The 12,994-nt window shown below is 36.1% G+C and carries 12 protein-coding genes; 4 read left to right on the forward strand and 8 right to left on the reverse strand.

Annotation, left to right across the window (positions count from 1 at the left end):
* Nucleotides 1–218 precede the first annotated feature (218 nt).
* On the reverse strand, nt 219–1,127 hold the full coding sequence (gene cysK / locus HMPREF2660_RS09755; protein WP_013598402.1) for a cysteine synthase A: 909 nt from the start codon (nt 1,125–1,127) through the stop codon (nt 219–221).
* Nucleotides 1,124–1,897 (reverse strand): serine O-acetyltransferase EpsC, encoded by a 774-nt coding sequence (epsC, locus tag HMPREF2660_RS09760; RefSeq protein ID WP_070486982.1) that lies wholly within the window; start codon nt 1,895–1,897, stop codon nt 1,124–1,126. Before epsC ends, cysK begins: the two co-directional genes overlap by 4 nt.
* Nucleotides 1,898–2,063: 166 nt before the next feature.
* On the opposite strand from epsC, the gene HMPREF2660_RS09765 reads away from it, so the two are divergent.
* A complete protein-coding gene (locus HMPREF2660_RS09765; protein ID WP_013598404.1) occupies nt 2,064–2,489 on the forward strand; it encodes a DUF2147 domain-containing protein in 426 nt (141 codons plus the stop codon).
* A gap of 94 nt (nt 2,490–2,583) precedes the next feature.
* Complete coding sequence (locus HMPREF2660_RS09770) at nt 2,584–4,419, forward strand: ABC transporter ATP-binding protein (protein ID WP_070486984.1); 1,836 nt, start codon at nt 2,584–2,586, stop codon at nt 4,417–4,419.
* Nucleotide 4,420: 1 nt separating this feature from the next.
* Here the strand turns inward: HMPREF2660_RS09770 and HMPREF2660_RS09775 are convergent, their stop codons facing one another.
* The 6 genes from HMPREF2660_RS09775 to HMPREF2660_RS09800 all read right to left on the reverse strand — a co-directional run bounded on the left by HMPREF2660_RS09775 (nt 4,421) and on the right by HMPREF2660_RS09800 (nt 10,594).
* Complete coding sequence (locus HMPREF2660_RS09775) at nt 4,421–5,665, reverse strand: 3-phosphoshikimate 1-carboxyvinyltransferase (protein WP_070486986.1); 1,245 nt, start codon at nt 5,663–5,665, stop codon at nt 4,421–4,423.
* Nucleotides 5,666–5,671: 6 nt separating this feature from the next.
* Nucleotides 5,672–5,998: a nucleotide pyrophosphohydrolase gene (locus tag HMPREF2660_RS09780; RefSeq protein WP_013598407.1), complete on the reverse strand. Its 327-nt coding sequence runs from the start codon at nt 5,996–5,998 to the stop codon at nt 5,672–5,674.
* A 65-nt stretch (nt 5,999–6,063) separates the two neighbouring features.
* Nucleotides 6,064–8,073, reverse strand: coding sequence for a transglutaminase family protein (locus HMPREF2660_RS09785; protein WP_070486987.1), 2,010 nt, complete (start codon nt 8,071–8,073; stop codon nt 6,064–6,066).
* Between the two features lie 69 nt (nt 8,074–8,142).
* Complete coding sequence (gene dtd / locus HMPREF2660_RS09790; RefSeq protein ID WP_070486989.1) at nt 8,143–8,595, reverse strand: D-aminoacyl-tRNA deacylase; 453 nt, start codon at nt 8,593–8,595, stop codon at nt 8,143–8,145.
* 3 nt (nt 8,596–8,598) lie between these two features.
* Complete coding sequence (rsgA, locus tag HMPREF2660_RS09795; RefSeq protein ID WP_070486991.1) at nt 8,599–9,516, reverse strand: ribosome small subunit-dependent GTPase A; 918 nt, start codon at nt 9,514–9,516, stop codon at nt 8,599–8,601.
* Between the two features lies 1 nt (nt 9,517).
* Entirely contained in the window at nt 9,518–10,594 is a 1,077-nt protein-coding gene (locus HMPREF2660_RS09800; protein ID WP_070486993.1) for a bifunctional 3-deoxy-7-phosphoheptulonate synthase/chorismate mutase type II, read from the reverse strand.
* Nucleotides 10,595–10,845: 251 nt separating this feature from the next.
* On the opposite strand from HMPREF2660_RS09800, the gene HMPREF2660_RS09805 reads away from it, so the two are divergent.
* Nucleotides 10,846–11,541 (forward strand): ABC transporter ATP-binding protein, encoded by a 696-nt coding sequence (locus HMPREF2660_RS09805; RefSeq protein WP_013598412.1) that lies wholly within the window; start codon nt 10,846–10,848, stop codon nt 11,539–11,541.
* A gap of 288 nt (nt 11,542–11,829) precedes the next feature.
* Nucleotides 11,830–12,921, forward strand: coding sequence for a redox-regulated ATPase YchF (ychF, locus tag HMPREF2660_RS09810; protein WP_013598413.1), 1,092 nt, complete (start codon nt 11,830–11,832; stop codon nt 12,919–12,921).
* The last annotated feature ends 73 nt before the right edge of the window (nt 12,922–12,994 follow it).

Consider the following 12,994-nt stretch of genomic DNA (forward strand, 5'->3'; position numbering starts at 1 on the left):
GTATTGCAAAGGAAATTCCAAAATAAAATTAATGCCAAATTGGCGTTTTTCATGTTGTTTGTAAAGGATTTTTTTATAAGTATAAGATGTTTTAAATATAAAGCATTGATTGTCTGCTATTTGATTCGTTACTTGATGCGTCAAAATGACATAAGAAGCATCTCGAAGGATGCTTTCAAATTTTTGTACATTTTGTTCTCTTGTGTAAAAAAAATCGATCAAAATAAATCATTGATGGATAAATATCGCTCTCCTGTATCGTAATTAAAAGTAAGAATTTTTGTATTTTTAGGCAATTCTTCTGTTTTTTTTGATACTGCAGCTAAGCTCGCTCCTGTAGATATTCCACCCAATAAGCCTTCTTCTTTCGCTGCTCTTTTTGCAAACTCAAAAGCTTCTTCTTTAGAGACAGCTATTGTTCCGTCGAGTAAATCAACTTCTAGGGTATCCGGTATAAAACCTGCTCCAATTCCTTGCAGAGCATGTGGAGAAGGATTTCCTCCTGCAATCACCGTAGATAAGTCGGATTCTACTGCAAAAATTTGGGTGTTCGGATTTACCTCTTTCAACGCTTTTCCTACACCAGAAATATGTCCTCCTGTGCCGACGCCCGAAATAAAATAATCGAACCCGTCTGGGAAGTCTCGGATAATTTCTTGTGCAGTTGTATGGTAATGTATAGTAGGATTTGCTCTATTCTCGAATTGTTGTGGAATCCAAGCCTTGTCGATGGTTGCATGCAATTCGTGTGCTTTTTCTATTGCTCCGCTCATTCCAAGTTCGCGTGGTGTCAGCACTAATTTTGCACCAAATGCTTCCATAATTTTACGTCGTTCAATGGACATCGATTCGGGCATTGTGATAACCAAATTATACCCTTTTAAGCTTGCTGCAAGGGCCAACCCAACACCAGTGTTTCCAGATGTAGGTTCTATTATGGTGCTACCGGCACTGATAAGTCCTTTTTGCTCGGCGTCTTCTATCATGGCCAGTGCAATACGATCTTTTAGGCTTCCGCCCGGATTTTGACGCTCCAATTTTATCCATACCTCATGACTTGGGAAAAGATTTTTCAGTCGTAAGTGAGGGGTGTTTCCTATTAAATCTAATATATTTTCTGTTTTCATATAGAATAATTGTTGTTGTCGATCTTTTTATTCGGTTTGATGATAGTGGGTTTACTATTCTGATAAACACGATGATGCGGTGGAATGCTTTTCGTAATCCATACATTTCCTCCTATAGTGCAATGTTCACCAATGTGCGTTGTGCCTCCTAAAATTGTAGCTCCTGCATAAATCGTAACATTATCGCCAATGGTAGGATGACGTTTGGTGTTGGATAAATCTTTCGATACATAAAATGCACCCAACGTTACGCCTTGGTAAATTTTCACATTGTTCCCAATCTCTGTTGTCTCACCAATAACAATACCAGTTCCATGATCAATATAAAAATTATGACCAATTTTAGCAGCTGGATGAATATCAATTCCTGTTTGGGTATGGGCAATTTCTGATAATGTTCTCGGTAGGATAGGAATCGATTGATTGTGTAGAAAATGTGCCAAACGATGCACCAAAGTGGCATAATAACCAGGATATCCTAAAATAATTTCTATTTCAGATTGGGCAGCGGGATCATTTCTGTAATATTCATACACCAAAAGTTGTGCATCTTCTCGGATCGTAGGTAAGAAATTTTCATACGCTAGCCTTTGTTTTTCTAGGGTATTTTCTGGGATAATTTTTTCTAATAATGCTACAAAAATATCGATATGTTCTTTTACTTTTACGGCATCCAAACTTGTTGTCCAGAGAATATCTTCAAAAAAATGATCGAGAAAATCGTTAAGCTGTTGCCGACTAAAAGGGATAGCGTATTTGAAAAAAGGCATGATTATGATAATTTATTTTAAGTTAGTTAACAAATGTGAAGTCTTTTGATTGGATTTCTTATCAAAAAAATGTTAAAAATTTATAGTGTAAAGTTTTAAAATAATCTTAGAAAGATTTTCTTAACTCAAAAATTATCCTATATTAGTATTTCTAAAATTAAACACAATGATTAGAACAATCCTTTTTAGTATGCTATTAATGGTTTCGAGCATTTTGGTTGCACAATCCCCAATCGGGAAGTGGAAAACTATCGACGATGAAACCGGTGCAGCAAAATCAATCGTAGAAATTTTCGAGAATAACGGGAAATTATACGGGAAAGTAGTAGAAATACTAACACCAGGAAAACAAAACCTAACGTGTACAAAATGTAAAGGTAACCTGAAAGATAAACCGGTTGTTGGTCTGCAAATTATCCGTGGACTGAAAAAAGACGGGAAAGAGTGGGGCGATGGAGTAATCACAGACCCTGTAAGTGGGAAAGAATACAAAGCAAAATTATCTATGTCTGGAAATAATACTCTTAACGTTAGAGGATATGTAGGGATTTCTCTTATCGGTAGAACCCAAACTTGGACGCGTGTAAAATAACCTTTTTATCAAAAACACAACCACAAAATTAGCCCGTTGTTTATATAAAACAATGGGTTACTTTTTTATAATTTTGCGGTAAATTTACTTTTCTATGAGTTTAGTCAAAAGGGCACTTGGATATATCAAACCCTATCGCAAAACCTTTATTATAGCTATATTCTTTAGTATTGTATATGCAGTATTTAATGTTATAGCAATGGCTTTTATTATGCCGGTGTTAGGGATTTTGTTTGGCGAAACCAATCAGGCTGTTCTGCAGCCACCTGTTTTTTCTGGTAACATATCCGATTTACAAGCCTATATTTCTCAATATTTTGCTTATTATTCTACCTATTTTGCAGAAGAAAAAGGACCTGTATTTGTGTTGATGCTTTCTTGTGTTGCCTTCATTGTCAGTTTTTTTCTTCGCAATGTGTTCAGCTATTTTGCCGAATATTTCTTGATCGATCTACGCTCGGGCGTAACGCGTGATTTTCGGATTCAGTTACATGATAAGATTTTGGCTTTACCTGTATCGTATTTCACCGAAAAAAGAAAGGGAGATATTCTTAATAGAATTTCGAACGATGTGAATGAGGTCGAAGGCAATATCCTCAATTCTTTGGTAGAAATCCTACGCACTCCAGTGACGATAATTATTTCTCTAATTGCCTTGTTTACAGTAAGTTTTGAGTTGACTATTTTTGCTTTGCTTGTTTTCCCTATTATGGGAACCTTAATTTCTTTGGTAGGAAAAAGTCTGAAAAGAGCTGCAAGAAATGCACAAAATGAATTGAGTAATATTCTGACCTATGTAGACGAAACAGTAAGTTCTTTACGGATAATAAAAATCTTTAATGCAGAAGATCAAATCAAAAATAGATTCAATACCTCCATCAATCGTTATCGTCGTTATTTGCAAAAAGTAATGAGAAAAAGAGCACTTGCCTCACCTATGAGTGAGTTTTTAGGGGCTGTAACAATTGGTTTGATTGTTTTTTTTGGAGGTAAATTAAGCATCGAAGGAAATGGACTTTCTGGGTCAGAATTCATTTTTTATATCTCAATTTTTTATACCATGCTCGACCCGATAAAACGTTTTTCAAAATCTTTGTCCGATATCCAAAAAGGAGAAGTATCGGCCAAACGAATTTTCGAAGTTTTGGACGCAGATGTTAATATTAGAGACTTGCCTACTTCTATACACAAAGAGAGTTTTAATCACACAATCGAATTCAGAAACGTAACCTTTGGTTATGAGACTGGTCGTCCGATAATCAAAAACTTTAATCTCACGATCGAAAAAGGTCAAAGTGTAGCAATTGTAGGACAGTCGGGTAGTGGTAAATCGACCATCGCTAGTTTGTTAACTCGTTTTTGGGATACCAATCAAGGAGAAATTTTGATGGATGGCGAAAACATAAAAAATATAAAATTATACGATTACCGTGCGCTTTTTGGTTTGGTGACACAAGATTCTATCTTGTTCAACGATTCGGTTGCCAATAATATTACCTTGGGATCGAATAATGTGAATGAACAACAATTGAGAAATGCAGCACAGGTTGCAAATGCCTTAGAGTTTATCGAAAAATTACCAGAAAAATTTGATGAAATTGTCGGGGAAGGTGGCGGAAAACTTTCGGGCGGACAAAAACAGCGCTTAAGTATAGCACGAGCAGTCTATAAAAATCCTCCGATTATGATACTCGACGAAGCGACCTCTGCACTCGATACAAAATCGGAAAAATTGGTGCAAAATGCCCTAGAAAACATGATGACAAACCGAACCTCTCTTATTATAGCGCATCGTTTATCGACCATTCAATCGGCTGATAAGATTGTGGTAATGGATGCAGGTAAGATAATAGAAGTTGGTACGCATGATAGTTTGCTAGCACAAAAAGGCGTGTATGCAAATCTAGTTGCGATGCAACAATTCGGATAGATTATTGTTGAGCAGTCCTGATAACGAAACCAATCGAAGTCCAATCAGACCAAAAATTTGGATAGGATTTTTTAACAACGTCTGGATCTTTGATAGAAAAAGAATGTAAAATTGCCAAAGGTGCAAAAGCCATTGCCATGCGATGATCGTTGTAGGTTTCTACGATTAATTCCCTCGATAAATTATTTTCATTATAAGCAGTTATCGATAATTCTTGCTGTGTGATATTTACTTTTGCTCCAAATTTAGACAGTTCATTTTGCAATGCAACTAACCGATCGGTTTCTTTGATTTTCAAGGTTTCTAAACCCGTAAAATGACAGGGGATTTCCAAACCAAGACAAGTAACAGCAAGGGTTTGTGCAATGTCGGGAGTTTGATTTAGATCCAATAATATTTTGGTAGGAAGAGAAAAATCCTTTATCTTTTTTAGGGTCAAACAATTCTTTTCGAAACTAGATTCTACTCCGAAATTATCCCGATAAATAGTTTGTAGGGCAGCGTCTCCTTGTAGGCTTTTCGCTCGATAATTTTGGATAGTAATTGTAGTTTCGGGTTCAGAAAGCGCTATAAAACTATAAAAATAGGAAGCAGAACTCCAATCCGATTCGATTTCGAAAACTTGAGGTAGAATATTTTTAGAATATGCAACAACTAGTTGATTGTTAGTGAATTCAACTTCGATACCAACATTTTTCAACAGCTCAACACTCATCATAAGATAAGGAAGAGAAGTAATTTTTCCGATTAGATTAATCGTTAAACCGTTCACCAATTTCGTCCCGATTAAAAGAAGAGCCGTAATGTACTGGGAACTAATATTGGCCGGGATGTCTATTGTCGGTTGTGTGAGTTCTGTACCAGTAATTTTCAGCGGAGGAAAGCCGTCGTTTTCTAAATACTCTATCTCTGCACCTAATTCTTTCAGAGCATCAACAAGAATTTTTATCGGTCGTTCTTTCATTCGTTGAGAACCTGTAAGAATGTGCGTTTCTTTATTCTGTATCGCAAAATAGGCTGTCAAAAAACGCATCGCTGTTCCTGCATGATGAATATCAATTACTTCTTTTTTTTCTTTTAAGGCGTTCTGCATCAATTGTGTATCTTCTGCATTCGAAAGATTCTGAAGATCTAATGCATCATCGAAAAGCGCATTGAGAAGTAAAAGTCGATTGCTCTCACTTTTGGATCCGGTGATTTTTACGGGCGATAATTTGTTCTTTGGCTGGTAAGAAAGATGAATCATCGCTGCTTATTTTAGCTTTTCATTGTTTTTATGTCTATTGTGATCGCGTTTGGTTTTATCGTCTAATTTTTTGTAAAAAGCACTTTCCAAATCAACGCCAGTCTGATTGGCTAAACAAATCGCAACAAAAATTACATCGGCTAATTCCTCTCCTAAATCTTTGTTTTTATCCGATTCTTTTTCCGATTGTTCGCCGTATCTACGCGCAATAATTCGTGCAACTTCTCCTACTTCTTCTGTTAACTGCGCCATGTTGGTTAGCTCATTAAAATACCGAACACCATGTTCTTTTATCCATTGATCAACGTCTTGTTGGGCTTGTTTAAGGCTCATTTTTATTAATTTTTGTTAGAAAGTAAAGATAAAAAGAAAAGTCGGAAGTTGGCTTCCGACTTTCTTTATTCTTTGACCAAAACTACGTGCTGAGAATTGATTAGGATTAGTTTATTTTTATAATCTTTGAAGTCTCGATAATATTTATTGGGCAAGGTTGCATAAGGTAATAATTCTTGTGTTTGGACCAAAATATAGTCATCTTTTTGTACAATAGCATATATATAAGTTGCTGCATTGTCCTTCACAAGTGAGGTGTCTTGGGTAGGAAGCGATTCTACTTTATAACCTGTAGGAATTTTGATTTTGATGGTTTTGGTAATCGTCGAAGGGGTTCCGAACTCTAACGGATGATTTCTCGTATTAAAAAACAGATTGCTTTTGGTTTCTGATAAAAATAAAAGTGGATTGAAAATGAGTTTGTATCCAATTTTTTCAACCTTCAGATTAGAGAAGTTAAAGGTCTGACGCATTAAACCTTCGTTGTTGTCTTGCACTCTAAAATTCTCAACCTTCATATCAAAACTATTTGTTTTATCTTCTTCAAAACCTTTTTGATTATCGTGATATGCTTCAGAATCTATTAAATAAAAATAATTATCTGCGGTGTCGGTATATCGACCAGAAAATTCTCCTGCATCGCTAAGATCTGCATCGACTGTGATTGTACGGTTACTCATTACATAGTTTTGTAAAGGGAATTCGGTTGTTCCGTTAGGTGTAATCAGCATTCCGCGGTAATTCAATGCTCGGATTGGTAGCAAATTGATATCAGAATGTGGCGAAGTAGCATCCATTAAATAATTTTTACCATTGTCGTAAACATGCGCAATAACATAATTTAATTTATGTTTTGATGGGAATGAAAAATCTAAAATCCCGTTGTCGGTCGAACTCAAAACAATCGGATTTGCCGTTAAATCTGCTTTTTGCAACATCGAAATCAAGAGAAGATTGATGTCAGTTACGCTTCCGGTTTGGTCGTTGAAGGTTTTTCTCACGCCATTATCCGTAGCAATCCCGTACACATTATTCCAGCGATAATTATTTTTTACGAAGTCGAAAATCGCTTTCATTTTTTCTGTAGGCGTAGATTTATTAGCGGTTAATTCTTTCACCTTTTTATCCAAAAATCCATTTCCATTTAGTTGTTCACCAAAGGTTTCCGATTTCATTAAATCTTTTCCTATCGTATTCCAGTCAGTTGTAAAAAACTGTGGATTACCATTTTTAGGGATATATGCCGCAAGCTCGAACCGAATGGCACTAAACAAGTTTTTGGGGTTTAATACATACGCTTCTAAATAAATTGGTGCTAAATTCTCATAAGAATAATTGTTGATATCCATCGTGTAACGATAGTTTTCGTAATTGGTTTTTGTATCAATAAGATTTCCACCTTGCATTCTATATCGTATTGTATTGCTCACAGAAGCTGTCTTTTCTTGTTTTTCTTTGGTGTTAGTTTTGGGTTCTAATTGTCCTGTAACGAAAGGCTGATAACGCAAACTTTCGTTTGTTTCTATCGAGAAATCACTTTTCACGACTGGGATATTTGTCTGGAAATACCACGGCTCGGTAAATTGATAAAAAGGAGAAATTATTTCGTAAGAAAACTCGATAACCGAACCATCTTTTACATTCGGGAAAGTAAAGGTTTCTAAATTATGATATTTAGAAGTTTTGTCCGAAACAATATCTTTTTTGTCTATTTTGGTTTCGACAATCTTACCGTTTTCTAAATTATAAGTAACGACTTTCAGGTCGGAAATTTTCTCAATATTCGCATTGTTTTTTCTGAGTTTTACTTGATGTACAAAAGCATTTCTGGGTGCCTGATTTTTGTTGTAAACTTTGATACGATAAAAGTCAACAACTTTTTTTTCTATATCACCTTTCTGAAAATTCCAATCAATGGTTACTTTTTCCGAAGAGTATAAGATTTCTGCTGAAGCATTGGGGGTAACGGTACTATTTGTTTTTTCTAATTCTTGAACAGATACTTTCCCGAATCGATAGTCTTGTGCTTGGACAAAATTAGAGAATACAAGGATAAGAAATAAAATTTGTTTCATATAAACGCGTGTTGATTTTTTGTTAAAACGTTGATGCTTCGAAGATAAACAGACTTTTTTTAGCGAAAGTTAAATCTTGTTTTTAGAATCTATAAAAATAGTGACCGGTCCATCGTTCAACAGTTCAACTTTCATATCGGCACCGAAAACACCGGTTTGCAAGGGTTTAGAAAAGTTCGCTTGCATAATTTCTAAGAATTTTTCGTACTGTTGTTTCGCCAATTCTGGTTTCGACGCAAGAATGTAAGATGGTCGATTTCCTTTCTTGGTCGAGGCATGTAGCGTAAACTGACTCACGATGAGCAATTCTCCATCTACCTGTTCTACATCCCAATTCATGATGTTGTTTTCATCGGGGAAAACTCTGAGTTGTTTTATTTTTTTGACCATCCAGCCAAAATCCTCATCAGTATCTTCTGCTTCAAATCCTACCAAAACCAAAAGTCCTTTCTTTATCTGCCCGGTAACTTTTCCTTCTATGCGGACTTCTGCATGGGTAACTCGTTGTAAAATAATACGCATGGTTTATTCTGTGTAAATATCGTCTTGCAAGAAAGTTAAGTAATTTTCGTAACGCGATTTAGCGATTTCACCTTTTTCTACAGCTTCTCGCACGCCGCATTTCGGTTCGTTAACATGGATACAATTGTCGAATTTGCAATCATCACGGAATTTATAGAATTCAGGGAAATAGTTCTGGAGTTCTTTCTTCTCGAAATGTACCAAACCAAACTCTTTGATGCCTGGCGTATCGATAATGAAACCGCCAAAAGGCCATGGATACATTTGGGCAAAAGTTGTAGTGTGTTGTCCTTTGCTATTGAAATCAGAAACTTGGTGCGTTTTCAGGTCCAAGGTTGGGTCTAAAGTGTTGAGCAAAGTCGATTTTCCCACCCCCGAGTGTCCAGAAACCATACTTACAGAGTCTTTCATTCGGTTTTTCACTTCTTCTAAACCAACCTCAGTTTCGGCAGAAATAGAAAAGCTCTCGTAACCAATTGGTTGATAAATAGATTTGTAGCGTTCTAATTCTTGTAAATCTTCCTCAGTATATGCGTCAATTTTGTTGAATAATAAAATAACGGGAATGTGGTAAGCTTCAGCCGTGACAAGGAATCGATCGATAAAGCCCAGCGAAGTTTTGGGATTGCTTAGCGTGATCATTAAAAAAGCTAAATCGATATTAGAGGCAATGATATGTGTTTTTTTTGATAGGTTTACCGATTTCCGAATGATGTAATTTTTGCGTTCATGTATATGTGTAATTACCGCAATTTCGTCTTTATCAACTTCAAAATCAACTTCATCACCCACAGCAATGGGATTGGTATGTTTGATATTTGCAATTCTAAATTTACCTCGCATTCGGGCTAGATATTCTTTGCCTTCTTCTGTAAGAAGATGGTACCAACTCCCTGTAGATTTCGTAACAATTCCCTTCAAATTATTTTATGTTTTTTTTGGTCATTATTTTGTTTTGATGCGTAACGGATTCTTGATGGATCGCTTGAAATAATTTATCTACAAAATCATCGGACAAGCCAAGATTAGAGGCGTGTTTCAATGAGTTTTGTTTGATTTGTGTCCATCGGTCGGGCTGAAAAACTGCAACATTGTGTTCTTTTTTTAGTTCACCAATTGCCAAGGCAACTTTCATGCGTTGAGCAACAGTGTCGAGAATAATATTATCTAACTCGTCTATCTGATGACGTAAATTGGCAATATTGTTTTTGTAAATCGCATCAGGATCATCGGATTGTCTAACTTCTAATTGCTGTAAGATTTCTAACAAACGAGCCGGTGTAATTTGCTGCGCCGCATCCGACCATGCTTCATCTGGATTATTGTGTGTCTCGATCATCAAACCATCGTACTCAAAATTGTAAGCTTGTTGGGCAACGTCAAACAACCCTGTTCGATTACCGCAAATATGCGACGGATCACAAAGTATAGGAATGTTAGGCAGTTGGTTTTTAAAATCCAAAGCAATTTGCCATTGAGGATTATTACGATATTTTGTTTTCTTATAGGTAGAAAAACCACGATGAATAGCCCCTAGATTTTTGATGTTTTGTGCTTCGAGTCTTTCCAAAGCTCCAATCCATAAATCCAGATCAGGATTGACGGGGTTTTTCACCAAAACTATTTTGTCTGTACCTTGCAAAGCCTCGGCAATTTCTTGTACCGTAAACGGATTTACGGTAGATCGGGCGCCAATCCAAAGGATATCTACATCATATTCTAATGCTAATTTGGCATGATTGGCATTGGCAATCTCTGTTGCAATCATCATCCCAAATTCATTTTTCACTTTCTTCAACCAGTTCAATCCGATCGCGCCTATTCCTTCGAAGCTATTGGGCTTGGTTCTAGGTTTCCATATTCCTGCGCGAAAGACTTGTGTGTATTCTTTTGGGAGTTGCTCGGCAATACTCAACATTTGTTCTTCACTTTCGGCACTGCATGGGCCAGCGATTATCAAAGGTTTATCGAATTTTTGTATCCAGTTGCTGTTGTTCATAACATTACAAATTTAAGGTTTTCTGAGGTCATAGGCTAAAAAAAGTCCCACAGAAGTGTGGGACTTTTTATCATTGTTAAAATTATTATTTCATAACTTATCTGCACACTCTTTCCACTTCTTTTGTTTCCGGCCAGAAAAAGCATAAAAAGTAGTTTGGGATTAAAGTTATCTTCATTATTCTTTATTTAGATACGAACAAAGCTATTAATTAATTTGATTAATGTTTATTTTTAACCAAAAATTTTTTCATGGGTATAGAAATAAAGGCTTTAACCAAAAAATATCAAGAACAACTAGCGCTAAATCAAGTTTCTTTTAAGATAGATTTGGGTGAAGTGGTTGGGTTATTAGGACCAAATGGAGCGGGGAAATCAACATTGATGAAGTGTGTTACCAGTGCTATTTTGCCAACTAGCGGTGATGTTTTGGTAGATTCTTATTCGGTTGTAGAGCAACCCGAAAAAACGAAGAAACGAATAGGTTTTTTACAAGAAAACAATCCGTTGTATCCAGAATTGTATGTCCAAGAATATCTGCAATTTGTGGCTAATATTCACTCTGCTACAAAAAGTCGTGTGCAAGAAGTGATAGAACTTGTTGGGTTAACGGCAGAAAAAAAGAAAAAAATTAATCAACTTTCTAAAGGTTATAAACAAAGAGTTGGTTTGGCTCAAGCAATTTTAGGCGACCCAGAAATTTTGATTCTTGATGAGCCTACCAATGGCTTGGATCCTAATCAGATAATAGAGATTCGCGAGTTGATTCGTTCTTTAGGAACGCATAAGACAGTGATTCTTTCTACGCATATTATGCAAGAAGTAGAAGCATTATGCACGCGTGTGTTGCTCTTGAATAAAGGAAAGATTATTGCCGATCAGCCGATAGAAGAGTTTAAAGGACAATATAAAAACTTGGAAGAGGCTTTTCAGGTACTTACAAAATAAGTTTTGCCATCAGAATAACTTTCGGGTACAAAAAAAGCTTCAACGAAGAGATGCGTTTGGTCGAGTATATTTTTAGGATGAATTATTTTTCGAAATGAAAACTTTTTGATTGTTTGGAAGGTTTTCTATCGAAAGCGTTGAGATTTTGTTTATCATTCTACCAGAATCCTAAAAGAAAAATAGGAAAGTTTTTTGGTGTAAAAAGTTTTAGACAAAATACTTATCTTTGCCCATATTTTTGTCGAAACGTGTTCGATTATACAATCCTAAAAAAAGAGATAACCAATTATGAAATGTGGAATTGTTGGTTTACCAAACGTTGGTAAATCTACCTTGTTTAACTGTTTGTCGAATGCCAAAGCACAATCGGCAAATTATCCGTTCTGTACGATAGAGCCTAATGTAGGAACCGTTTCTGTACCCGACAAACGCCTCAATAAATTAGAGGAATTGGTAAAACCAGAACGTGTATTGCCAGCAGTGGTAGAAATTGTTGACATTGCAGGATTGGTGAAGGGGGCGAGTAAAGGAGAAGGATTAGGGAATCAATTCTTAGGAAATATCCGCGAATGCCATGCAATTATTCATGTATTACGGTGTTTCGAGAATGAAAATATTACGCACGTTGATGGAAATATCGACCCGATTCGTGATAAGGAAACTATTGATTTGGAGTTGCAGTTGAAAGATTTAGATACTGTGACAAAACGCATCGAAAAATCCAAGAAAGCTGCAAAAGCAGGGAACAAAGACGAACAAAAAGTTGTAGAAGTACTCACCGATGTTATTACACATTTAGAATCCATGAAAAATGTTCGCGAAATGGATTTGGACGAAAAAGGATGGGAAATTGTAGGATCTTTGCAATTGATAACTGCTAAACCTGTTCTGTATTTATGCAACGTTGATGAAGCTTCTGCAAAAGATGGGAATGAGTTTGTAGACAAAGTAAAAGAAGCAGTAAAAGATGAACATGCAGAGGTGTTGGTTTTGGCAGCACAAATCGAAGCCGATATCAATGAGTTGGATACTTTCGAGGAGCGTCAAATCTTTTTAGAAGAATTAGGTTTAGAAGAGCCAGGAGTAAATCGCCTAATTCGGTCGGCTTATGCTTTGCTAAATTTAGAAACATATTTCACAGCTGGCGTAAAAGAGGTGCGCGCTTGGACGATCAAAAAAGGCTCAACAGCTCCACAGGCGGCAGGAGTAATCCATACCGATTTCGAGAAAGGCTTTATACGTGCAGAAGTTATCAAATACGAAGATTTTATTAAATACGGATCCGAATCTAAATGTAGAGAAGCCGGAAAACTAAATGTAGAAGGAAAAGCATATATCGTGCAAGATGGCGATATTATGCACTTCTTGTTTAATGTGTAAACGAAAATACATAAACTTTATACAAAGCTCAAGTCTGTTTAGATTGAGCTTTTTTTTGTGTTTTCACTTTCTT

It is taken from the genome of Weeksella sp. HMSC059D05 (assembly GCF_001809725.1).
GTDB lineage: Bacteria > Bacteroidota > Bacteroidia > Flavobacteriales > Weeksellaceae > Weeksella > Weeksella virosa.